Annotated in this window: 22 protein-coding genes and 1 riboswitch; of the genes, 14 read left to right on the top strand and 8 right to left on the bottom strand. The window is 70.7% G+C overall.

The annotated features are described in order from the left end of the window. The 3 genes from AB0O34_RS22035 to thyX all read left to right on the top strand — a co-directional run. Positions 1 to 604, top strand: a 604-nt coding sequence (locus AB0O34_RS22035) for an ATP-binding cassette domain-containing protein (RefSeq protein ID WP_363918071.1), incomplete at its 5' end; no start/stop codon positions are given. Continuing rightward, positions 601 to 1,353, top strand: coding sequence for an ABC transporter permease (locus tag AB0O34_RS22030; protein WP_363918069.1), 753 nt, complete (start codon positions 601 to 603; stop codon positions 1,351 to 1,353). The genes AB0O34_RS22035 and AB0O34_RS22030, both read left to right, overlap by 4 nt. Positions 1,354 to 1,405: 52 nt before the next feature. After that, complete coding sequence (gene thyX / locus AB0O34_RS22025) at positions 1,406 to 3,025, top strand: FAD-dependent thymidylate synthase (protein ID WP_363918067.1); 1,620 nt, start codon at positions 1,406 to 1,408, stop codon at positions 3,023 to 3,025. 59 nt (positions 3,026 to 3,084) lie between these two features. Here the strand turns inward: thyX and AB0O34_RS22020 are convergent, their stop codons facing one another. Both AB0O34_RS22020 and AB0O34_RS22015 read right to left on the bottom strand, forming a co-directional pair. After that, positions 3,085 to 3,390, bottom strand: a complete 306-nt coding sequence (locus AB0O34_RS22020; protein WP_363918065.1) for a hypothetical protein — start codon at positions 3,388 to 3,390, stop codon at positions 3,085 to 3,087. A 191-nt stretch (positions 3,391 to 3,581) separates the two neighbouring features. Next, positions 3,582 to 4,751 carry a globin domain-containing protein gene (locus AB0O34_RS22015; protein WP_363918063.1) on the bottom strand — a complete coding sequence of 390 codons (1,170 nt, stop codon included), beginning with the start codon at positions 4,749 to 4,751 and terminating at the stop codon, positions 3,582 to 3,584. A 599-nt stretch (positions 4,752 to 5,350) separates the two neighbouring features. On the opposite strand from AB0O34_RS22015, the gene AB0O34_RS22010 reads away from it, so the two are divergent. Beyond that, on the top strand, positions 5,351 to 6,037 hold the full coding sequence (locus tag AB0O34_RS22010; protein ID WP_363918061.1) for a gamma-glutamyl-gamma-aminobutyrate hydrolase family protein: 687 nt from the start codon (positions 5,351 to 5,353) through the stop codon (positions 6,035 to 6,037). A gap of 19 nt (positions 6,038 to 6,056) precedes the next feature. Here AB0O34_RS22010 and AB0O34_RS22005 read toward each other — a convergent pair whose 3' ends face one another. Next, positions 6,057 to 7,238 (bottom strand): acyl-CoA dehydrogenase family protein, encoded by a 1,182-nt coding sequence (locus tag AB0O34_RS22005; RefSeq protein ID WP_363918059.1) that lies wholly within the window; start codon positions 7,236 to 7,238, stop codon positions 6,057 to 6,059. A 60-nt stretch (positions 7,239 to 7,298) separates the two neighbouring features. Next, positions 7,299 to 7,889: a methyltransferase domain-containing protein gene (locus tag AB0O34_RS22000; RefSeq protein WP_363918057.1), complete on the bottom strand. Its 591-nt coding sequence runs from the start codon at positions 7,887 to 7,889 to the stop codon at positions 7,299 to 7,301. A 254-nt stretch (positions 7,890 to 8,143) separates the two neighbouring features. Here AB0O34_RS22000 and AB0O34_RS21995 point away from each other — a divergent pair, with 254 nt between their 5' ends. From AB0O34_RS21995 to AB0O34_RS21960, 8 genes are all read left to right on the top strand, one after another. Then, positions 8,144 to 8,722 (top strand): CDP-alcohol phosphatidyltransferase family protein, encoded by a 579-nt coding sequence (locus AB0O34_RS21995; RefSeq protein WP_363918055.1) that lies wholly within the window; start codon positions 8,144 to 8,146, stop codon positions 8,720 to 8,722. 96 nt (positions 8,723 to 8,818) lie between these two features. Further along, positions 8,819 to 11,320 carry a mannose-1-phosphate guanyltransferase gene (locus AB0O34_RS21990; protein ID WP_363918053.1) on the top strand — a complete coding sequence of 834 codons (2,502 nt, stop codon included), beginning with the start codon at positions 8,819 to 8,821 and terminating at the stop codon, positions 11,318 to 11,320. Between the two features lie 361 nt (positions 11,321 to 11,681). Beyond that, positions 11,682 to 12,185, top strand: coding sequence for an FHA domain-containing protein (locus AB0O34_RS21985; protein WP_363918051.1), 504 nt, complete (start codon positions 11,682 to 11,684; stop codon positions 12,183 to 12,185). 12 nt (positions 12,186 to 12,197) lie between these two features. Continuing rightward, positions 12,198 to 12,869, top strand: a complete 672-nt coding sequence (locus tag AB0O34_RS21980; protein ID WP_363918049.1) for a MerR family transcriptional regulator — start codon at positions 12,198 to 12,200, stop codon at positions 12,867 to 12,869. A 131-nt stretch (positions 12,870 to 13,000) separates the two neighbouring features. After that, complete coding sequence (locus tag AB0O34_RS21975) at positions 13,001 to 13,471, top strand: bifunctional nuclease family protein (protein WP_248958545.1); 471 nt, start codon at positions 13,001 to 13,003, stop codon at positions 13,469 to 13,471. Positions 13,472 to 13,617: 146 nt separating this feature from the next. After that, the gene (locus AB0O34_RS21970; RefSeq protein WP_363918047.1) at positions 13,618 to 14,241 is read left to right on the top strand and encodes a MerR family transcriptional regulator; all 624 of its coding nucleotides are present in this window, start codon (positions 13,618 to 13,620) and stop codon (positions 14,239 to 14,241) included. A 166-nt stretch (positions 14,242 to 14,407) separates the two neighbouring features. After that, positions 14,408 to 14,533: riboswitch (glycine riboswitch) on the top strand. Between the two features lie 170 nt (positions 14,534 to 14,703). Next, positions 14,704 to 17,562 (top strand): aminomethyl-transferring glycine dehydrogenase, encoded by a 2,859-nt coding sequence (gene gcvP / locus AB0O34_RS21965; RefSeq protein WP_363918045.1) that lies wholly within the window; start codon positions 14,704 to 14,706, stop codon positions 17,560 to 17,562. A gap of 105 nt (positions 17,563 to 17,667) precedes the next feature. Continuing rightward, a complete protein-coding gene (locus AB0O34_RS21960; protein WP_363918043.1) occupies positions 17,668 to 18,486 on the top strand; it encodes a hypothetical protein in 819 nt (272 codons plus the stop codon). Positions 18,487 to 18,535: 49 nt separating this feature from the next. Here AB0O34_RS21960 and AB0O34_RS21955 read toward each other — a convergent pair whose 3' ends face one another. Next, the gene (locus AB0O34_RS21955; protein ID WP_363918041.1) at positions 18,536 to 18,934 is read right to left on the bottom strand and encodes a hypothetical protein; all 399 of its coding nucleotides are present in this window, start codon (positions 18,932 to 18,934) and stop codon (positions 18,536 to 18,538) included. An 81-nt stretch (positions 18,935 to 19,015) separates the two neighbouring features. Between AB0O34_RS21955 and AB0O34_RS21950 the strand changes: the two genes are divergently transcribed. After that, on the top strand, positions 19,016 to 19,624 hold the full coding sequence (locus AB0O34_RS21950) for an alpha/beta family hydrolase (protein ID WP_363918039.1): 609 nt from the start codon (positions 19,016 to 19,018) through the stop codon (positions 19,622 to 19,624). On the opposite strand, the gene AB0O34_RS21945 is transcribed toward AB0O34_RS21950, so the two are convergent. Both AB0O34_RS21945 and AB0O34_RS21940 read right to left on the bottom strand, forming a co-directional pair. Further along, complete coding sequence (locus AB0O34_RS21945) at positions 19,611 to 19,811, bottom strand: DUF5999 family protein (protein ID WP_363918037.1); 201 nt, start codon at positions 19,809 to 19,811, stop codon at positions 19,611 to 19,613. The genes AB0O34_RS21950 and AB0O34_RS21945 overlap by 14 nt on opposite strands. Positions 19,812 to 20,135: 324 nt before the next feature. Continuing rightward, positions 20,136 to 20,741: a TetR/AcrR family transcriptional regulator C-terminal domain-containing protein gene (locus AB0O34_RS21940; protein ID WP_363918035.1), complete on the bottom strand. Its 606-nt coding sequence runs from the start codon at positions 20,739 to 20,741 to the stop codon at positions 20,136 to 20,138. Between the two features lie 139 nt (positions 20,742 to 20,880). On the opposite strand from AB0O34_RS21940, the gene AB0O34_RS21935 reads away from it, so the two are divergent. Next, entirely contained in the window at positions 20,881 to 21,279 is a 399-nt protein-coding gene (locus tag AB0O34_RS21935) for a hypothetical protein (protein WP_363918033.1), read from the top strand. An 89-nt stretch (positions 21,280 to 21,368) separates the two neighbouring features. Here the strand turns inward: AB0O34_RS21935 and AB0O34_RS21930 are convergent, their stop codons facing one another. After that, positions 21,369 to 22,793, bottom strand: coding sequence for an RNA polymerase sigma factor (locus tag AB0O34_RS21930; RefSeq protein ID WP_363918031.1), 1,425 nt, complete (start codon positions 22,791 to 22,793; stop codon positions 21,369 to 21,371). Positions 22,794 to 22,871 lie beyond the last annotated feature (78 nt).

The following is a 22,871-nucleotide window of genomic DNA, read 5'->3' as shown; positions in this document are numbered from 1 at the left end:
CGAGGCGCTCGGCCAGGTCGGCCTCGCCGACGTGGCGGGCAAGCGGGTGGCCGGCTTCTCCCTCGGCATGCGCCAGCGCCTCGCCCTGGCGACCGCGCTGCTCGGACAGCCCAAGGTCCTCATCCTGGACGAGCCCGCCAACGGCCTGGACCCGGCGGGCATCCAGTGGCTGCGCGGCTTCCTGAGGTTCCTCGCCGACGACCAGGGCTGCGCCGTGCTGGTCTCCAGCCACGTCCTGGCCGAGGTCGAACAGACGGTCGACGACATCGTCATCATCGCCAGGGGCCGCATGATCCGGCAGGGCACGCTGGCCGAGCTGACCTCGGGAGGCGACCGGGGAGTGCGGGTCGCCGGGGCGGAGGTCGAGCGGCTGCGCCCACGGCTGGAGGAGGCGGGCGGCGTGATCGAATCCCCGGCGAGCGGCGTGCTGCTGGTTCGCGGCGTCCCGCCCGAGACGGTGGGCCAGGCGGCGCTGGACGAGCAGGTGGTGCTGTCGGAGCTGGTCAGGCAGCGCTCCGATCTCGAACAAGTCTTCCTCGAACTCACCGGGGAGCCGTCCGCGCCACCGGCCGCCGCCGACGCGATCTCGGGGAGGGTGTCATGATCCGGCTGGTCAGGGCGGAGCTGCTGAAGGTCTTCACCACCCGCATGGTCTGGGGCATGCTCGCGCTCTCGCTGTGCTTCACCGCCATCGGGCTGGCCGCGCTGAGCTTCCTGTCGGGAAGCCCGGGCGCGCCCTCCCTCACCGAACACGACGGGGTGCGCAACCTCTTCAGCCAGGCGGGCTCCGGGCTCGTCTTCGCCTTCGTCGTCGGCACCCTCGTGATCACCGGGGAGTACCGCTTCCAGACGATCACCTACACCTTCCTGGCGACGCCGCGCCGTGAACGGGTGGTGGCCGCCAAGCTCGTCGCCTGCGCGGTCGTGGGCCTGCTGTTCGGCCTCGCCGGGATCGTGCTGTCGTTCGCCGTCGGGGTCCCGGCGCTCGTGATCAAGGGCGGGAGCCTGTCGCTGATCGGCGGCGACGTGGCGCGGGTCTGCGCCGGGGTGGTCGCCGTGATGGCCCTGTACGCGATCCTCGGCCTCGCCCTCGGGTCGCTGCTGCGCAACCAGGTGGCCGCCATCGTCGTCGGCGTCGCCTGGGTCTACGTCCTCGAAAGCCTGCTGGTGGTGTTGCTGCCGAGCGTCGGAAAGTGGCTCCCCGGCGGGGCCGCCCAGGCGGTGTACGGGGTGTCCTCGCCCATCGGCGGCGGCTACCTGCCGGCCTGGGCGGGCGCCGCGCTGCTCGTGGGGTACGCGGCGGTCTTCGCGACCGTGGCGTCGGCCACCACGATCAGGCGCGACATCACTTGAGCGGGCTCGCTCCACTACGATGTGGGCGGCCGAGACGAGGGGGAGCCGAGGCGTGGAATTCTTGAGCGATGTGACGGTGGAGCTGGTCAGGCACAGCGCGGCCGACTCCGACGTGGTCTGGGCCGCCCGGGTGTCCACCGCCGGCGAGCAGTCCCTGGAGGCGGTCGACCAGGATGCCGAGCGCTCCAAGGGCCTGATCAACTACCTCATGCGCGACCGGCACGGCAGCCCGTTCGAGCACAACTCGATGACCTTCTTCATCAGCGCGCCGATCCTGGTCTTCCGCGAGTTCCACCGCCACAGGGTCGGCTGGTGCCTCGCAGGCGATTCGGAGATCACGCTGGTGAGCGAGAAAGGGCATGTTCGCCGTCGCACTATCGCGGAGCTCTACCAGCTCTGGCATCACGGCGTTGAAGACATGTCGCCCCGCTCGGGTGGGGGAGTGTCGTGGCATGAGAGAGCCGGGAAATGGAACGCGCAGGTCAGGCAGGGAAACCGGTCGCACTACCTGGGACCGCATGACACGCGTGAATCCGCTGAGCGGGCAGTGGCCGCGTTCAGGGCGGAGAATCCATCCAGACGATTGAGGAAACTCGATTCGGTCCGCCGTGACCATGTGCGTTGCCACGACGAGACGACTCTGCTGGCCTCACGCGCCAGGATTCTGGATGTCATGGAGTCCGGGGTCAAGCGGCTGGTCCGTCTCAGCACCGCGAGCGGTCGGTCGCTGAGGTGCTCTGTCGACCACGCGGTTCTCACTCCTGAGGGCTGGCGCAAGGCAGGGGAGTTGGAGGCCGGAGACAGGGTCATGATCGGGGGGACCGGTCCACATCCCTCCGAAGCGCTGGTTCCTCCCTCTCTGCTTAGGGGAATCGGCGTCTGGACCTCCATGCAGCGGCTCCGGCTCATCAAGGAGACCGACACGTGTTATCTGTGCTCTGAGCGTTTCCCGCGCGAGGAACTCGCGCTCGATCATGTGATCCCTGTCGCCGCCGATCTGCTGAAGGCCCTCGATGAGAGCAATCTCGCTCCCGCGTGCTTGCCGTGCCACCGACGAAAGAGTGACTCCGAGCAGGCGCCGGCCAAGCGCGGAGGAAAGGTGGCGGTCGCCAAACCCGACTCGATCGTCTCGATCGATGACGGCGGCGAGGAGATGACCTACGATCTGTCGGTCGAGGGCCCATGGCACAACTTCCTTGCCAACGGCATAGTCGTTCACAATTCGTACAACGAGGAGAGCGGGCGTTATCGCGAGCTTCGTCCGGTCTTCTACGTGCCCGGGCGGGAGCGGAAGCTCGTGCAGGAGGGCAAGCCGGGGCGCTACCGGTTCGTCGAGGGCGACGACGAGCAGCACAAGCTGGTGGCCGACACCATGGAGCGGTCCTACCGGCAGTCGTACGAGGCCTACCAGGAGATGCTGGCGGCGGGCGTCGCCCGCGAGGTCGCGCGTGCGGTGCTGCCCGTCGGCCTGTTCTCCTCGATGTACGCCACCTGCAACGCCCGCTCGCTGATGCACTTCCTGTCCCTGCGCACCAAGGACGAGCGCGCGAGCGTGCCGTCGTTCCCGCAGCGCGAGATCGAGATGGTGGCCGAGAAGATGGAGGCGTTCTGGGCCGGGCTGATGCCGATCACCCACGCCGCCTTCAACGCCGCCGGCCGCGTCGCCCCTTAGACGGGGCGGGCCGCCCGCCGGGCCTCCACCCCCGGCGGCGGGCGATCATCGGGGGCTCTCTACAGGGCGGGAAGGACGTAGACCTCCGCGCCCGGGGGTAAGGCGCAGGCCAGGCCGCCGAGGCGGCGGGCGTTCTCCCCGCACACGAACATGCTGATGTGCCGGCGGATCCCGCCGTACTCGTCGCAGAGCCGCTTTTCCAGCATGGGGTGGGTGCGGCGCAGGGTGTGGAGCGCGGCGCCCAGCGTGGGGCGGCTCTCGTCGGAGTCCGCGACGGCGAAGACGCGGACCTCGGTGGCCCCGCTGCCCCAGTGGCCGAGCGCGCTGGGCAGCACGAATGTCACGAGCGTGACCGGTTTGGCCATGGGAGTCAGAGCACCGCCGGGGCGACATGGCAGGCCCGTGCGACGTGGGGGGAGGATCGCCTCGTGCCGGCGGCGAGCGGCGTGCCCTGCATGGTCGCCCTTCCTTTCGCGGTGTCGGGGCCGCATCGCCTGTCCCCCCGGCTCGGCGTGGTCGCCCGGTCGACATGTCGGCCGCTGCGCGCGGATCGGCATCATCGTGTCACGTTGCCCGGGCACCCGCCGGACTCCGCGTGATTTGGGTGATCAGTTCGCCCGGATAGTCCGCTGATATCTGGTTGTTGGTTGGAATCAGGCCACTGCTCGCCCTGAATGGGGTCGCAGTGGATGCGCGCGGGGGGCACGCCGTCGTTCTGGAGCCGCCGCACGGTCTCGTTCACCATGGACGGGGGTCCGCACACGTACACGTCGTGGTCGGCCCAGGAGTGGAAGCGCCGCACGACGTCCGGGAGGGACCCGCGCATGCCGTCGTAGGCGGGCTCGTCGGACACGACCGGCAGCACCCGCAGCCACGGGAAGGAGGACTCCATGCGGATCAGGTCGCCGAGGTCGTACAGCTCGGCGGCGGTGCGGGCGCCGAACAGCAGGTGGATGTTCGGCCGGTGGCCGGAGGCGATGACGTGCTCGATGATGGCCTTGAGCGGCGCGACGCCGGTGCCCCCCGCGACGCAGATGATGTCGCGCATGGGCTCGCCGTCGGGGGGCGCCATGGTCCCGACCGGGGGGCCGAGGAGCAGGGTGTCCCCGATCCGCGTGTGCGAGACCAGGGCGGTGCTGACCCACCCGCCGCTCACGGCGCGCACGTGCAGCCTGATGGTGTTGTCGGCCCGGGGGGCGTTGGCGATGGAGAACGTGCGCCAGACGCGGGGCCAGCGGGCGACCTGCACGTTGACATACTGCCCCGGGACGAAGTCCATCGGCGTGCCGGGCCGCAGGGTGAGGACGGCGATGCCGGGTGCGCGCAGCTCGTGGTCCACGACCTCCGCCAGCCACCAGGCGGGGGAGACCCCGGCGTCGGCCTCGGCCGCCTCGATCATCAGGTTGGCCGCGACCGTGTAGGCGGCGACCCACGCGGCCTCGACCTCGCTGGTCCAGGCGTCGCCCGCGAAGCGCTTGATGGTCGCCAGCAGCGCGTTGCCCACGGAGGTGTAGTGCTCGGCCAGCACGCCGTACTTGCGGTGGTCCCTGCCGAGCTGGCCCAGGTAGGAGCCGAGGCTGTCAGGGCTGTCCAGGCTCCAGACGATGCGGGTGAGCGCGCCGAAGAGCCGGTCGCGCTGGACGTCCATGGCGGGGGGGAACATGCTCCGGAGGTGTGGGCCCTCAGCGAACAGCCGCCCGTAGAAGTACGCGACGGCCTTGCCCATGACGGGCTGGATGGCCGAGAAACTTTCCTTTACCAGACGTGGATTCAACGACATATATCGACGCCACCCTAATTGATCGGATTTGGTATCCGATCACGTTGTGCACCTCCCTGACGGTCCGGGTAACGAGCGTCCGGCGGCCCCGGCTCAACCGATCGCTCGAATTGGAGTCTTCCATTCCCTCATGAGCCTCACAACCGTTTCACCACAAGGTGCCGGGAAAGCGAACTCTTTGTAATTGCTGAGTGATTCTCCGTAATGGATGCAGGGATGGCGTGGAAACTACGTGAAATAGAATCGCATTCGCCTTTTATGGCGATCCACATTTCCTGGGCACGGTGCCCGCGGCGCCTCGGACGTGCCGAATCCGGGTATATCGGCGGACCGTTCCACGTCGCGCCCGGCGGCCGGGAGGAGGCGGGGGCGGGGCCGGGACGGCTGTGAGGTGGGGGGACGGATGTTGCGGAAGTGACGTGACTGATACCCCGGATACGTGACATACCCGAAATGTTGTGCGCCATGATGGGCTTGCCACTGCTGATGGGCTGGGTGCCGCCGTGTGATCGCGGTACGACCTTGCGCGAGCCCCTGGAGACCGTATGTCCCGACCGTTGATCGGTATCACCACCTACTTCGACGCCGCCCGCTGGGGCACGTGGGTCCGCGAGGCCGTGCTCTCGCCGCCCGCCTACGCGAAGGCGGTGGACAAGGCCGGGGGTTCCCCCGTGCTGATCCCCCCGCTGAGCCTGGGAGCGATCGACGGCTACGTCCGTGGCCTGTCGGGGCTCATCCTGGCCGGAGGCGTGGAGGTCGATCCCGGCGCGTACGGCGAGGAGCGGGACGAGAGGGTCGAGGAGCCGCAGCCGCAGCGCGACAGGTTCGAGCTGGGCCTCGTCAGAGCGGCGGTCCAGGCGGGCGTCCCCGTGCTCGGAGTGGCGCGCGGCATGCACATCCTCAACGTCGCGCTGGGCGGCACCCTGATCCGGTGGCTGCCCGAGGCGGTCCACCACGAGCGGCACGCGGCAAGCACGCCGCATGTGATCCAGGTCAGCGTCTCCAGCAAGGTCGGCAAGGCCGTCGGCGACCGCATCGAGGTCGCCGTGCCCCACCACCAGGCCCTCAAGCGGCTCGGCGAGGGACTGCTCGCCGTGGCGTGGGCCGACGACCAGATCGTCGAGGGCGTGGAGCTCCAGGGCCACCGGTTCTGCGTGGGCGTCCAGTGGCACCCGGAGCGCGGGGACGACAACCGTCTCGTGGACGCTCTGGTCGAGGCCGCCATGCCGTGAGGCGCGGCGGCCCCGCGGCTCAGAAGCTCCGGGGTAGGCCGAGCACCTGGGTCGCCAGGTAGTTGAGCAGCAGCTCCTCGGTCACGGGCGCCACCTTGCCGATGCGGGCGTCCGCCAGCAGGCGGGCGACGGGGTACTCCAGCGAGTACGCCATCCCGCCGTGGGTCTGGAAGGCGTGGTCGGCCGCCTCCCAGGCCACCTGCGAGGCCGTGAGCTTGGCGATATTGGCCTCGGTGCCGCACGGCAGGTGCCGGTCGAACAGCCAGGCCGCCTTGTAGAGCATCAGCCTCGCCAGCTCGATCTTCGCCTTGACCTGCGCGAGCGGGAAGGCGATGGCCTGGTTGGCCCCGATCGGGCGGCCGAACACCTCCCGCTCCTTGGCGTAGGAGACCGCGACCCGCAGCGCCACCTCCGCGCCGCCGAGGGCGCTGGCGCCGAGCAGGATGCGCTCGGGGTTGAGGATGTCCCACAGCACCGCCGCCCCCTGGTCCACCTCGCCTAGCACGCTGGTGGCCGGCACCCGCAGGTCGTCGAAGAAGACCATGTTCGACGGGGTGGTGTTGGCGCCCATCTTCGGGATCGGCCGGTAGGACAGCCGTCCGGCGGCCACCGCCTCGGGCACGTTCACCAGGAAGACGGTGAGGCCGTTGGTGCGCGGCCTGGCCTCGGCCGCAGGGATGGTGCGGGTGACCAGCAGCATCCAGGTGGCCCGCTGAACCCCGGTGATCCAGATCTTCTGCCCGTTGATCACGTACTCGCCGCCGTCGCGGCGGGCGGAGGTGGAGATGGCCAGGGAGTTGGACCCGGCGTCGGGCTCGGTGAGCGCGAAGCAGGTCTCGATCTCGCCGGCGGCGAGCCGGGGGAGCAGCGCCGCCTTCTGCTCGGCCGAGCCGTGGCGGGCGATGGTCAGCGCGCCGAAGCCGGGCGTCAGCACGTATGTGAACGCGGACCCGCCGGCCGAGCCCGAGGCCGACAGGGTCTCGGTCGCCACGGTCAGCTCCAGCAGGCCCTGGCCGCCCCCGCCGTACTCCTCGGGCACCGCGAGGCCGAGCCAGCCGCCCTTGGCCAGCTCGGCCCACACCTCCTCGGGCCAGCGCTTCTCCGCCTCGCACCGCTGCCAGTAGTCCATGTCGTAGCGCGAGCAGATGTCCGCGACGCCGCGCTGTACGTCGCGGGCGCTCTCCGGAAGCGTGAAGTCCACCGTGATCACTCCATTCCCGTTGCCGCGCAATGGTAGAGCGAGTTCGGTGGCCGTGCGAGGTCAGCGACGCGGGCGCCTGGCGTGGTAGACGAAGGCCGGTGGCACGTTGGCCCACACGGTCCTGCTCGGCACGACCTCCTCGAACGCCTCCAGCAGGCGGCGGCGGAAGCGCATCGCCGGCGGCAGCGTGCGGGCGTGCACGTAGGCGAAGGTCGTGAGCGTGCCCTCGGGCGTGAGCGTCTCGCGGATCGCCGTCAGCAGCCTGTCCTGGAGCGCGGCGGGGAAGGTGGCCCAGGGCAGCCCGCTGACCACCACGTCGGCCCGTTCGAGCCCGTGGTTGGCGAGGAGCCGTGGCAGGTTCACGGCGTCGCCGACGATCACCTTGGCGCCCGGGTGCCGATCGGCCAGCCCCGCGGCCAGACGGGGGTTGATCTCGATGGCCAGGTGGTGCCCTCGCTTGCCGAGACGCCGCTGGATCTCCCTGGTGAACACGCCCGTCCCCGGGCCGAGCTCGACGATGACGGGGTCCCCGCGCTCGGGCACCGGAGAGGCGACCACCCTCGCCAGGCGCTGAGAGCTGGGGGCGACCGCCCCGGTGGTGCCGGGCGAGCGCATGAACTGCCCGAAGAAGAGGGCTGCGTCATTGGCCATGGCACCGAACCTTAAAGAATAAAAGGGTCTGCTCGCTTCCACCGTTCGGCCGATCTCGTGGCCCTGCGGGAAACGTCTTCTCCACCTTGAGGAGGATGCCGTCTTTGCCGTTGAAAGACCGGTGATGCGCCGGGCGGGGCCGCACGGAGGTTCGTCCTTTCACGATACGGCCCGTGGCGAGGCTCGCCCCCGCCGCCGCCCGGAGCCTCACACCGGCTAGGGTCGGCACCAGGTTCACGAGGGGAGAGTCACGGGTGAGATCGGCGGAGGACCGGATCTGGACGGTTCCGAACATGCTGAGCCTGCTGCGGCTGCTCGGCGTGCCGGTGTTCCTGTGGCTGGTGCTGGGGCCCAAGGCCGACGGGTGGGCGCTCATCCTGCTCATGGCGGCGGGGTTCTCCGACTGGCTCGACGGCAAGCTGGCGCGGGCCTGGAACCAGACCAGCAAGCTCGGCAGGCTGCTCGACCCGCTCGCCGACCGGCTCTACATCCTGGCCACGCTGATCGGGCTGACGTTGCGCGAGGTCATCCCCTGGTGGCTGACCGCCCTGATCGTCGGCAGGGACGTCCTGCTGCTCCTCGGCGTGCCGATCCTTCGCAGACACGGTTTCGGCCCGGCGCTGCCGGTCCACTTCCTCGGCAAGGCGGCGACCGCCAACCTGCTCTACGCCTTCCCGCTGCTTTTCCTCGCGTCCCACGACGGATGGTACGCCGACATAGCCCGGATCTTGGGATGGGCCTTTGCCATCTGGGGAACAGGTCTGTATTGGTGGGCGGGGGCGCTGTACGTGGTTCAGGGGCGCCGGCTCATCGGAGGGGCGAGCCGGGCATGAGCGATCGTGGGGGCCCGTTCCGGCGAGTCCCCGCGGCTCCTGCCCGCGTGAGCGTGACCGTGTGCCCACCGTGACGAAACAGACGGAGGGTGATCTGTGAAGGCCGTCGTGATGGCGGGCGGGGAGGGGACTCGGCTGCGGCCGATGACCGCCAACCAGCCCAAACCCCTACTTCCCGTAGTCAACCGGCCGATCATGGAGCACGTGCTCCGCCTGCTGAAGCGGCACGGCTTCACCGAGACCGTCGTCACCGTTCAGTTCCTGGCCGCCCTGGTGCGCAACTACTTCGGCGACGGCGACGAGCTCGGCATGAGCCTCCACTACGCCACCGAGGAGATCCCGCTCGGCACGGCGGGAAGCGTGAAGAACGCCGCCGACAAGCTGCGCGACGAGCGCTTCCTGGTGATCTCCGGGGACGCGCTGACCGACATCGACCTGACCGACCTCATCCGGTTCCACGAGGAGAACGGCGCCCTCGTCACCATCGGGCTCAAGCGCGTCCCGAACCCGCTGGAGTTCGGGATCATCATCGTCGACGAGCAGGGCAGGGTGCAGCGCTTCCTGGAGAAGCCCACCTGGGGGCAGGTCTTCTCCGACACGGTCAACACCGGCGTGTACGTGATGGAGCCGGAGGTCCTCGACGAGGTCGCCGCCGGCGTGCCGGTCGACTGGTCGGCCGACGTCTTCCCCAAGCTGCTGGCCCAGGGCGCGCCGCTGTACGGCTACATCACCAGCGGGTACTGGGAGGACGTCGGCACCCACGAGAGCTACCTCAAGGCCCAGGCGGACGCCCTGTCGGGGCGGGTGAAGCTGGACGCCGACGGGTTCGAGCTCTCCCCGGGCGTCTGGGTCGCCGAGGGCGCCTCCGTCGACCCCGACGCCATCTTGAAGGGCCCGCTGTACATCGGCGGCTACGCCAAGGTCGAGGCGGGCGCCGAGCTTCGGGAGTACACCGTCATCGGCGACAACGTCGTGGTCAAGGAGGGCGCGTTCCTGCACCGCGCCGTCGTCCACGACAACGTCTACATCGGGCCGAGCGCCCACCTGCGCGGCTGCGTGATCGGCAAGAACACCGACGTGATGACCGGCGCGCGCGTCGAGGAGAACGCCGTCGTCGGCGACGAGTGCGTGATCGAGTCCGAGGCCTACGTCTCCTCCGGCGTCAAGATCTACCCGTTCAAGACGATCGAGGCGGGCGCGGTCGTCAACACCAGCGTGATCTGGGAGTCGCGCGGCCAGCGCAGCCTGTTCGGCCCGCGCGGGGTCTCCGGCCTGGTCAACGTCGAGATCACCCCGGAGCTGTGCGTGCGCCTGGCGAGCGCGTACGCCACCACGCTGAAGAAGGGCGCGTCGGTCATCACCTCGCGCGACTCCTCCCGCGCGGCCCGCGCCCTCAAGCGGGCCGTGATCAGCGCGCTCACCGCGAGCGCGATCAACGTGCTCGACCTGGAGGCCACCCCGCTGCCCGTCGCGCGCTTCCACACCTCCAACGAGACCGCCTCGGGCGGCATCGCGCTGCGCACCACCCCCGGCGACCCTCAGAGCGTCGACATCATCTTCATGGACGAGAACGGCGCCGACCTGTCCCAGGGCGCGCAGCGCAAGCTGGAGCGCGTCTTCTCCCGGCAGGAGTTCCGGCGCGCCTTCCCCGGCGAGATCGCGGAGCTGAGCTTCCCCGCGAGGGCCGTGGAGGACTACACCCGCGAGCTGCTGCGCTGGGTCGACATGTCCGGCGTGCGGGACGCCGAGATGAAGGTCGTCATCGACTGCGCCGGAGGCACGTCCTCCCTGGTGCTCCCGAGCCTGCTCGGCCGGGTCGGGGTCGACGTGCTCACCGTCAACAACCGCTTGGACGACGCCTCGCCGACCGAGACGCTCGCCGAGCGCCGCAGGGACCTCCAGCGCCTGGCGGAGCTCGTGGGGTCCTCCAGGGCCGCTTTCGGCGTACGTTTCGACCCGGTCGGGGAGCGCATCTCCCTGGTCGACGAGATGGGCCAGCTGATCAGCGAGGAGCGGGCGCAACTGGTCGTCCTCGACCTGGTGGCGGCCGAGCGCCGCGGCGGCCGGGTGGCTCTGCCGGTGACCACCACCCGCGTGGCCGAGCAGGTGTGCCGGTTCCACGGCGCCCAGGTGCAGTGGACCTCCACCGCACTGGACGCGCTCACCTCGGCGGCGGCCGACCCTGAGCTGATCTTCGCGGCGGACGGGCGCGGCGGCTTCATCGTCCCGGAGTTCGCGCCCACGATCGACGGCCTGGCCGCCTTCCTGCGCATCCTCGGCCTGGTGGCCCGCACCCGGCTGTCGCTCAGCCAGATCGACGCCCGCATCCCGCAGGCCAAGATGCTCAAACGCACCGTGCCCACCCCGTGGGCGGCCAAGGGGGCGGTCATGCGGTCGGTCGTCGAGGCGGCCGACGGGTACCACCTCGACACCACCGACGGTGTGCGCGTGGTGGAGGAGGACGGAGGCTGGGCCCTGATCCTCCCCGACCCCGCGGAAGCCGTAACCCATATCTGGGCGGAAGGGGACGACCTGGACGTGGCCCAGGGCCTCCTGGAGCGCTGGGCCCGGGTGGTGGAGCACGCCGTCGGCACCTGACGCTCGCCCATGGAAGAGGTGCGTTCTGCCCCGAACCAGCCCTTTCCAGTCACATTTGAACGGCGCGCCGCATGGACCGGAGGGCGGCGCGGGCGGTAGCTTTGGACCGGCGCGGCGAGCCGAGTCGGAAGGAGCGAGGGGTGAGCGCCGTCAGGAGATACGCGAGCCCCCGTAGCGAGGACCGAGCGAGCCCCACCAGCAGCATGTCCGAACCCGCGAGCCTGCCCTCATCTTGACCTTTGCGACTCATCAGCGTAAGTTGCGGCATTCGCAGTCTGAGCAACTATGAGAAGCGAAGAACCGAGGCACGCCGCCCAGAGCACCGTCGCCGCGACTTCGCGGTAGGAGGCCGAGCCGATCGATGCCGAGCGTCTACTGCACGCAGTGCGGTCATGCCAATCCTGACGACGCCCGTTTCTGCTCACGGTGCGGGTCGCCGCTGAGTCGTGTCGAAAACACGCCGGGGGACACCACCTCCACGATCTCACTCAGTGGGATCGAGGCGATGGACGGCGACGCGACGGGACAGACGCTCATCCCCGATCGGGCCTCGGTCGAGCAGCTGCCGGCCGGCACGGCCCTGCTGGTCGTGATGCGCGGGCCCAACGCCGGGAGCCGGTTCCTGCTCGACAGCGAACTCACCACGGCGGGCCGCCACCCCGAGAGCGACATCTTCCTGGACGATGTGACCGTGTCGCGCAGGCACGCGGAGTTCTACCGGCGCGGCGACTACTTCACCGCCAGGGACGTCGGCAGCCTCAACGGCACCTACGTCAACCGGGAGCGCATCGAGGAGCTACCGCTCTCCGGCGGCGACGAAGTCCAGATCGGCAAGTTCCGGCTGGTGTTCCTCACGCGTGGGTGAGGAGGAGCGGTGATGGGCGCGCAGGCCGCCAGGGCGTTCATGAGCATCGGGGAAGTCCTCGAGATCCTGCGGGGAGACTTCCCCGACGTCACCGTCTCCAAGATCCGCTTTCTCGAGGGCGAGGGGCTCATCGAGCCCCAGCGCTCCCCTTCGGGGTACCGCAAGTTCACCCACGCCGACGTCGAGCGGCTGCGCTACATCCTCACCGCCCAGCGTGACCGCTACCTTCCGCTGCGCGTGATCAAGGACCATCTGGACACCGCCGAGCGCGACGGCGTCACCCGGCCCCGCGCCGTCGGGGCCGAGTCGCCCGCGGAGATCCGGCTGAGCCGGGCCGAGCTGCTGGAGGCCGCGGCGCTCGACGAGGAGACCCTCGTGGAGCTGGAGGACTACGGCCTGCTGACCCCGGTCGCGCGGTGGTACGACGCCGAGGCCCTGACGGTCGCCAGGGCCTCCGGGGCGCTCTCCAGGTTCGGCCTGCACCCCCGCCATCTTCGGGTGCTGAGGGCCGCGGCGGAGCGCGAGGCGGGGCTCGTGGAGCAGGCCGTGGCGCCGCTGCTGCGCCGCCGCGCCCCCGGTGCCGTCGATCAGGCCGAGGAGACCGCCAGGGAGCTCTCCGTGCTGCTCCAGGAGCTGCACGCCGCCCTGGTGCGGGGCGGTCTGAGGGGCATTCTGGGCCGCTGACGGAGGCGCCCGGACATTTCGGGGTGCGGGGATGTTACGTTGAATTTTGCGGCGATGGTCACGCCGCGAGCCGAGAGCCGCAAGGGAACGGGCCCGGAGCGGGCCGGCGACCCAATGAGACGGAGCAGCCTGTGTTGCAGATGGAGGTCGTGGGGGTTCGCGTCGAGATGCCCTCCAACCAGCCCATCGTCCTGCTCAAGGAGGCGAAGGGTGAGCGTTATCTGCCGATCTGGATTGGGATGACCGAGGCCACGGCCATCGCTCTGGCACAGGCAGAGGAGCCGCCTCCACGGCCGCTCACCCACGACTTGTTCAAGGACGTGATCGAAGCTCTCGGCGTGCGGCTGCAGACGGTCAACATCGTGGCGCTGCGCGACGGGATCTTCTTCGCTGACCTGGTGTTCTCCAACGGTGTCGAGGTGAGCGCACGCCCATCCGACTCGATCGCGTTGGCTCTTCGCACCGGTGCCAGCATCTTCGCCAGCGAGGATGTGGTGCGCGAGGCCGGCGTCATCATCCCTGATGATCAGGAGGACGAGGTCGAGAAGTTCCGCGAGTTCCTGGACACGATCACACCCGAGGACTTCGGTCGTGCGGGTTAACCATATCGGGCATTTACGCTTCACGACGCGCCGGGCGGGATCGTTGACTGAGGATCGCGCCAGTCCTACGGTGCAAGGGAAACCACGGTTGTAATTCACGAACCCCCAGATCAGACCGTGGGATGAGAGAAAGCCGGAGGTCCGCAGTGGCGGTCAGCAGCGGCGAGGGAAAGACGGCCGGCCAGCATGATCCGGCCCAGCGCCAGTCGGCGCGGGAGCGCGCGGGTGAGCAGGGCCTGTTGTTCGACGAGCGGCCGGCGTCGCTGCCCGCCGACGTGGGTTACCGCGGCCCGACGGCGTGCTCGGCGGCCGGCATCACCTACCGCCAGCTCGACTACTGGGCGAGAACCCAGCTGGTCGAGCCGTCGGTACGGGCCGCGCAGGGCTCGGGGTCGCAACGGCTCTACAGCTTCCGCGACATCCTCGTTCTCAAGGTGGTCAAGCGCCTGCTCGACACCGGGGTGTCGCTCCAGCAGATACGCACCGCGGTGCAGCATCTGCGGGAGCGCGGGGTCAACGACCTGGCGCAGATCACGCTGATGAGCGACGGCGTGAGCGTCTACGAGTGCACCTCGGCCGACGAGGTGATCGATCTGCTCGAGGGCGGCCAGGGCGTGTTCGGCATCGCCTTGGGCGGGGTCTGGCGCGAGGTCGAGGGATCTTTGGCGGAGCTGCCGGGGGAACGCGCGGAGCCGGCCGACCGGGACTCCATGGAGGAGCACCCGGGTGACGAGCTGGCTCGGCGCAGGAAGGCCCGCAAGACCGGATGACCTCGATCATGTCTGCCGCGTGGGGCGGTGGCCAGGTCGGTGGAGATCTCGGTGTGACGGGGCTGGATCTTTGCGAACCCGCAGGTCAGGGGTAAAGTCCGGCACATGGGGACGATAGGGGTAGCCCCTTACTCGGGGCGGGACGGTACGATTGGCGCAAGGCTTATGACCCTGTGCGGGAGAGTCCCTGGCACGGGCCGGTTCCGCGCTCCACGCGGTGCCGGCGTGTGACTCGGGCGCCGAAGGAGCAACCTCCCCGGAATCTCTCAGGCCCACGTACCGCACGGGTGAGGCGACTCTGGAAAGTAGACGTGCCCGCCAGGCGTGTCTCACCGACGGTGCAAATCCGCTTTTATGCGGATGAAGCTCTCAGGTCGCGATGAGAATGTCGCGCTGACAGAGGGGGAGACCCGGCATACGGTGCGCTCCAAGCGCCGGTCTCCACACCCTCAGGAGGGCCCCATGACCGATCGGTCACCGCTTCGCGACCTGTCCGCACCGCCCTTCGCCACCCGGCACATCGGCCCGGCGGACGCCGACCAGGCGCGCATGCTGGAGGCCGTGGGCTACGAGTCGGTCGCCGACCTGATCGCCCTGGCGGTGCCCGGGGTGATCCGTGCCGAGGGCCCGCTCGACCTGCCGGACGCGGCGAGCGAGACCGAGGCCATCGCCGAGCTGCGGGCGCTCGCCTCCCGCAACCAGGTGCTGACCTCGATGATCGGGCTCGGCTACCACGACACGATCACCCCGGCGGTCATCCGGCGCAACCTGCTGGAGAACCCTGGCTGGTACACCGCCTACACGCCCTACCAGCCGGAGATCTCGCAGGGACGCCTCGAGGCCCTTTTGAACTTCCAGACCGTGATCAGCGACCTGGCCGGGCTCGACGTCGCCGGCGCCTCGCTGCTCGACGAGGCCACGGCCGCGGCGGAGGCCATGACGCTGGTCCGCCGCGCCGGCCGTGCCAAGAGCCCGGTGTTCGTCGTGGACGCCGACGCGCTCCCGCAGACCAAGGCGGTGCTGGCCACCCGCGCCGAGCCGCTCGGCATCGAGCTCCTCGAGGCCGACCTCCGCCACGGCCTGCCCGAAGGCGAGCTGTTCGGCGTGCTCGTCCAGTACCCCGGCGCGAGCGGCGAGATCAAGGACTTCCGCGCGGTCGCCGACGAGGCCCACGCCCGCGGCGCGCTGGTCGTCGCCGCCGCCGACCTTCTCGCGCTGACGCTGGTCGAGGCGCCCGGCTCCATGGGCGCCGACATCGCCGTCGGCTCCTCCCAGCGTTTCGGCGTGCCCTTCGGGTTCGGCGGCCCGCACGCCGCGTACATGGCGGTCCGCGAGGGGCTCCAGCGGCAGATGCCCGGCCGCCTGGTCGGGGTGTCGCAGGACGCCGACGGCCGCCCCGCCTACCGGCTGGCCCTGCAGACCCGCGAGCAGCACATCCGCCGGGAGAAGTCCACCAGCAACATCTGCACGGCGCAGGTGCTGCTCGCCGTGATCGCCGGCATGTACGCCGTGTACCACGGTCCCGAGGGGCTCAGGCGCATCGCCCAGCGCACCCACCGGCACGCCGCCGTCCTGGCGGCGGGGCTGCGGGGCGCCGACGTCGAGGTCGTGCACGACGACTTCTTCGACACCGTGCTGGCCCGCGTCCCCGGCCGTGCCGCCGAGATCGTCGCGGCGGCCCGCGACAGGGGCGTCAACCTGCGCCTCGCCGACGCCGACCACGTGGGCGTCTCCTGCGACGAGAAGACCACGGCAGGCGACCTGCGGGCGGTCTGGGAGGCGTTCGGCCTCACCGGCATCGTGCTGGACGACCTGGACACCGCCACCTCCGACGCGCTGCCCGCCGAGCTGCTGCGGAGCACCGATTTCCTCACCCACCCGGTGTTCCACTCCCACCGCTCCGAGACGGCGATGCTCCGCTATCTCCGCAGACTTCAGGACAAGGACATCGCGCTCGACCGGTCGATGATCCCCCTGGGCTCCTGCACGATGAAGCTCAACGCCACGACCGAGATGGAGCCGATCAGCTGGCCCGAGCTCGCCGGGATCCACCCCTACGCCCCCGCCGACCAGGTCGAGGGCTACCTGCGGCTCATCAAGGACCTGGAGGGCTGGCTGGCCGAGGTCACCGGGTACGACGCCGTCTCGCTGCAGCCCAACGCGGGCTCCCAGGGCGAGTTCGCCGGCCTGCTCGCGATCCGCGCCTACCACAGGGCCAACGGCGACAACGAGCGCGACGTGTGCCTCATCCCGTCGTCGGCCCACGGCACCAACGCCGCCAGCGCCGTCATGGCGGGCATGCGGGTCGTCGTGGTCGCCTGCGACGACGAGGGCAACGTCGACGTCCCCGACCTCATCGCCAAGATCGACAAGCACAGCGACCGGCTGGCGGCGATCATGGTGACCTACCCCTCAACGCACGGGGTGTTCGAGGAGACGATCACCGAGATCTGCGACCGCGTCCACCAGGCCGGCGGGCAGGTCTACGTCGACGGCGCCAACCTCAACGCCCTGGTCGGGCTGGCCAAGCCCGGATCGTTCGGCGCGGACGTCTCCCACCTGAACCTCCACAAGACGTTCTGCATCCCGCACGGCGGCGGCGGTCCCGGCGTGGGCCCGGTGGCGGTCCGCTCCCACCTGGCGCCCTACCTGCCCGGCCATCCGCTGGAGGACAGCCCGGTGGGCCCGGTCTCGGCCGCGCCCTTCGGGTCGGCCGGCATCCTGCCGATCTCGTGGGCCTATGTCCGGATGATGGGCGCCGACGGGCTCAAAGCGGCCACCGAGCAGGCGATCCTGTCGGCCAACTACCTGGCGCGGCGGCTCGCCCCGCACTACCCGGTGCTCTACACCGGCCGCGAAGGCCTGGTCGCCCACGAGTGCATCGTCGACCTGCGCCAGATCACCAAGGAGACCGGCGTCACGGTCGACGACGTCGCCAAGCGCCTGGTCGACTACGGCTTCCACGCGCCCACGATGTCGTTCCCTGTGGCGGGCACCCTGATGATCGAGCCGACCGAGAGCGAGGACCTCGCCGAGCTCGACCGGTTCTGCGACGCGATGATCGCGATCCGCGAGGAGATCGCCAAGGTCGCCTCCGGGGCGTACGACAAGGCCGACAACCCGCTGCGCAACGCCCCGCACACGGCCGACTGCCTGGTGGCGGACGACTGGGAGCACCCCTACACCCGCACCGAGGCCGCCTACCCCGTGGCGGCCCTTCGCGAGGCGAAGTACTGGTCGCCGGTCCGGCGCATCGACCAGGCGTACGGCGACCGCAACCTCGTGTGCTCCTGCCCCCCGCTGGAGGCATACGAAGACTAGGCGACCAGCCTCGGGCGCCCGTCCGCATCGGCATAATATGTCGCGCGCGACGGCGCGCCCGCGTCGCGAGGCCCGGGGAACCCCCTATCCGGAGAAGAGGTCCCGATGGCGGCGCACGAGGTGCAGTCCGGGCGGCCGATCGACGACGCGCGGCGGCTGGCCGAGAGCGGTGAGCTCGACGCGGCGGCCGAGATCTTCGCCGAGCTGGTCGCCGACGAGCAGGAGGCCGACCGGGCGCAGGCGGCCGTCGGCCTCGCCGTCGTGCTGGAGCAGCGCGGCGACGTGGCGGGGGCCAGGGCCGCGGCCCGCACGGCCCTCGCCACCGGCCACCCGGAGTACGCCGCCCAGGCGGCCTGCCACCTGGCGCGCGGGTTCGAGAAGGAGAACATGACCGACCAGGCGCGTGCCGCCTGGCAGGCCGTGATCGGCGTCGGCACCCCGGCCTACCTGCCCGCGGCGCACATGGCCCTGGCGCGCATCGCCGCGCGCCAGGGGGACGACAGGGAGGCCGAGGCGTCGCTGCGCGCGGCGCTCGCCACCCGCGACCCCGGCACCGGCTCCCTGGCCGCACAGCGGCTCGCCGAGTACCTCCTGGCCGAGGGCGTGCCGGGGGAGGCCGCCGACGTGCTGATCGAGGCGCTCGACGTGCCGGGCATCGCCGACTCCGGCCGGCTGCGGGTGCTGCTCGGCATCGCCCATCTCGACATGGCCTGCGGGGAGTTCGCCGCCGCCGCCGAGGGCGGCCAGGACACCGACAGCGCCGCGCTGGCCATCGAGCTGCTCGCCCGCGTCCTCCCGCTGCGCGGGCGCGACGCCGACGCCGAGACGGTGTGGACGTACGGCCTGGAGCATCCAGACGAGGGCGTGGCCGAGCAGGTGCGCCTGCGCCTGCACCGCGACGAGGAGCCCGGGGACGGCGACTAGGCACGCGCCGGGGCGAGCGCCGCGCGGCGTGACCGTGGGCGTGCGGGGCTCAGCGGCGGCGGCGGCCGAACGCCGCGGCCATGTTGACCAGGATGATGCCGGTCCAGGCGAGGAACAGTCCCGCGGGGCCCGCCTGCGTGGCGGCGATCGCCGTCAGCGGGACGCCGATGCCGAGCGACCCGAGGGCGATCGGGATCGTGCCGTCGCCCTGCTTGTGCGGCTTGGGCCGGCCGGGAGGAGCGCCGTGCGGCGGGGCGTAGCCGTGGGGGTCGGGGTAGCCCTGGTAGCCGTTCTGGGCGGCGACCTCGGCCCGCACGCGCGCGTCGATCGTGGAGTCGATCTTCTCCAGGAAGGACTCGATCAGCGCGTGCTCGTAGTCGGGGCCGAGGTCACGACGGGCCCCGACGGTCGCGCGAAGCTCGTCGCGGGGGAGTGAGTTGTCCGGCACGCTACCAATCTGGCACAGACACGCCACCGGGGGCATCCCCCGCGAGAAGGAGACCTGTCGTTCCCGGGTACGGTGTCGGCCATGCGCATCGTGACGCCCGCCGGGCCGGCGATCGTGGAGGTGGACGAGGTGCCCGACCCGCGGTTCCTGTTCGTGCTCACGCACGGGTCGGCCGGGGGAGTGGAGGCGCCCGACCTGCTGGCCGTGCGCGACGCGGTGTGCGCGATCGGGGGTACGGTCGCGCGGGTCCTGCAGCCCTTCAGGGTGGCCGGCGCCCGCGCGCCGGGGTCGGCGGTCAGGCAGGACGAGGCGTGGACCGCGCTGGTGGCCGAGATCCGCGAGAGGTTCCCCGGCCTCGCCCTGGTGCAGGGCGGCCGGAGCAACGGGGCCCGGGTGGCCTGCCGCACGGCCCGCGCGGCCGGAGCCGAGGCGGTCGTCGCGCTGGCCTTCCCCCTGCACCCGCCGGGCAGGCCCGAGCGCTCGCGGGCGGGCGAACTGCGCGAGGCGGGCGTCGATGTGCTCGTGGTCAGCGGTGACCGCGACCGTTTCGGCGTGCCGGAAGAGGCGGATACGACACGCCTGATCGTGCTCGCCGGTGAGGGACATGACCTCGGCAAAAACCCCGCCCAGGTGGGCGAGGTCGTGGCGAGCTGGCTCTGCCCCCGTTTTCCTGATCTCAGGCGGCGCTGATGGCCAGGTCGGTGGGACGGTGCGGGGCGATGACCGCGCCGTTGGGCAGGAGCTCCCCGGTGTCCTCGAAAAGCACGATGCCGTTGCACAACAGGCTCCACCCCTGCTCGGGGTGTGCCGCGATCGTGCGGGCGGCTTCGCGGTCCGGCGCGGTGGTGCTCGGACAGGACGGCTCATGCGGGCACATCGGCGTGCCTCCGGTTTTCTCTCTCGATCTGGTGCTCGGCCGGGAGTGCCCGCGCCGGTGTCTGTCTCCGGGCGGATCCCCCACCCCCGTTGGACGGGGACGAGCGCTGTGTGGTTGACGTGTGCGATGCCGCACACCTACAGAGTAAGTGTGCTGCGGGTCACACGCGGGCGACATAGCCCGTTGGGACGGTTTCGATCCTTCGAATAGGGGGTCCGGGGGGGGTCCAAAAGGCTGGTTCGACGCTGTGACCTGCGACACAAGCGTGCCCCACCGAAGATAACGGTCCAAGCACGACTCGCCGCCGAACCGATAAACGGAGGGTTACATCTCCGCAAGGCCCCTGAGCAGGGCGTCCAGGCCGCGCTCGAAGGCGGCCACCGCCTCCTGGTCCGACTCGGGCCGGGAGACCTGCCCTGGCGGGGCGCCGGGTTCTTCGCCGTCGCCGCCCGGGCCGATCGCCCAGCCCGACCTCTGGATCTCCACGGCGACGCTTCCCATCACGTACGACCGCAGGGTGCGCACCGCCTGCGCCGAGTCGCCGAGGCCCGAGGCGGCCAGCTGCTCGGCCTGCTCGCGGATCGCCATGAGCGCGGTGCCCTGGGGCGGTTTGGTCAGTGCGAGCGCGAGCACCCCGGGATGCTCCAGCAGCGCCGCCCGCCCCGCGTGAGCCCAGGTGCGGGCGATGTCCTGCCAGCTCGCGAGGCCGGCGTCCGGAACCGTGACCGTGGTGACGTGCTCGGCGAGCGCGTCCATCAGGGCCTCCTTGCCTCGCGGCAGGTGGTGATATATCGCCATCGCTTCCACCTGCAGGGAGTCGCCGAGGCGCCGCATCGTCAGCCGGCGCAGGCCCTGGCCGTCGGCGATGTGGAGGGCGGCGTCGATGATGCGCTCGCGGGACAGGGGGACGGGAGGTCGCTTCGCTGGCATACGAGGCATGATCCGCATGATGGCTTACTTTGTAAAGGGCGCCACGCCGTCCCGGCGGCCGACCTCCTCCGCGGGCCGCGTACGCTAAGGCCAGCGACCGACGCCGGATCACCGGCGATGTGCTGAGAAAGGGCGAGCGATGGCGTTTTTCCGTCCCAGTGTGAGCCGGGAGGCGGAGGTCAGGCACCACGCCGACCAGGAGGTCGGGAAGAGCTTCGCGGAGTTGCTTGGCAAGGCCCGCGAGGCGGAGAGCGCGCTGCGCCGCACGCAGGCCTCCCATGCCGGCCCCGTGGAGCTGCGGGCGGCGGGGCTCGCCTTCGACCGTGCGCTCACCGACGCTCTGCGCGCGGCCGAGGCGGCCCGGCGGGCGGCCTTCGGCGTGAAGGCGTACGACGACCGCATCCAGCGGCGCAAGGGCGTCGCCACTCCCGACGGTGCCCGGTGGACCGCCGAGGTCAACAGGCTCCGCACGCTCCGCGAGGAGAACCGGCTGACGGGCATCGCGAGGGTGCCGCGCCCCTTCGCGCCCGCGCGCTGAGCCCGCGCGCCCGCGCCGCCTTGGCGCGCCTGAGGACGAAAACGGCTTCCGCCCGCAAGGACGGAAGCCGTTCGTGACCGTCAGCCGGCTCAGCTGGCCCAGTCGAGCAGCGGCCGGGTGTTGCTCGGGTGCCGCAGCTTGGAGAGCGACTCCTTCTCCAGCTGGCGGATCCGCTCGCGGGTCAGCCCCAGGTGCTTGCCGATCTCGTCCAGCGTGTGCGGCTTGCCGTCGACCAGCCCGAAGCGCAGTGCCATGATCTTGGCCTCGCGCGGGGTCAGGTTGCCGAGCACCCCCCGCAGCTCGGCGCCGAGCAGCTGCCGGTCGACGACCTCCGAGGCCTCGGGGGCGTCGACGTCCTCGATCAGGTCGCCTATGGTCGTCTCGCCGTCCTCGCCGATGGTGGCGTTGAGGCTGATCGGCTGGCGGCTGGTGCGCAGCAGCTCCTCGATCTGGTCCGGCGTCTTGTCCAGCTCCACCGCCAGCTCCTCGGGGGTGGGCTCGCGGCCGAACCGCTGGTGCATGTCGCGCTCTATGCGCGACAGCTTCGACAGCAGCTCCAGCACGTGCACGGGAAGCCTGATCGTACGTGCCGAGTCGGCGAAGCCCCGCTGGATCGCCTGGCGGATCCACCACATGGCGTACGTCGAGAACTTGTAGCCCTTGGAGTAGTCGAACTTCTCCACCGCGCGGATCAGCCCGAGGTTGCCCTCCTGGACCACGTCGAGCAGCGCCATGCCGCGGTCGGTGTACTTCTTGGCCACCGAGACGACCAGCCGGAGGTTGGCCTCCAGCATGTGGTCCTTGGCGCGCCTGCCGTCCTCGGCGACCCACTCCAGGTCGGCGCGCCGGGCGGCGGTCAGCGTCTCGGTCTCCAGCTTGTGCTCGGCGTACAGGCCGGCCTCGATGCGCTTGGCCAGATCGACCTCCTCGGCCGCGGTCAGCAGGGTGCGCCGGCCGATCGACTTGAGGTAGGTGTGCACCGAGTCGCCCATGACCGAGGACTGGTCGTCCAGGTCGAACGTCTCGCTCTGGGACTCGCTCTCCTCCGGCTCGTTCCAGCCGTCCTCGGGCTCCTCGTCCTTGGACGGCGAGGACTGCGGCGCGGTGGGGGCGGGAGCCGCCTCGGCCGTCTTGCGCGCGGTCCGGCGAGCGGTGCGCCGGGGGCGCGTCTCGACGGTCCCCTCGGGGGATTCGGCGGTCTCCGCGGTGGTGATCGTGGTGCTTGTCATTGCGCTCTTCGCGGTAGTCTTCATCGTGGTGCTCTTACGGATCTTTCTCGCCGGGCTGCCGGGCCCCAAGGGGGGCTCGTTCTCCGCGGCCAGGCTCACGCCGGCCTCGGTGAGGTCACGCAGGATCGAGCGGCCCTTGGCGGGGCTGATCCGCGCCGACGAGAACGCCTCGCGGAGCTCCGCGAGGGAAAGGTGACCTTGCGCTCGCCCTCGGTCGAGGACCTGAGCGAGAGTCGTCGGGGACGCCTCGCGCTCAGTCGAGGTCGCCACGGCAGTTCGGGGCATGAGCACACCTCCTCCGTCACGGAGTCGTCTTTTAGGTCGATGGAGTGGCGCGGCGTTCGGCGATCGGCGCACCAGTAT

The organism is Sphaerisporangium sp. NPDC088356 (assembly GCF_040685555.1).
Taxonomy (GTDB): domain Bacteria; phylum Actinomycetota; class Actinomycetes; order Streptosporangiales; family Streptosporangiaceae; genus Sphaerisporangium.
This window is presented reverse-complemented; position numbering and strand designations above follow the sequence as displayed.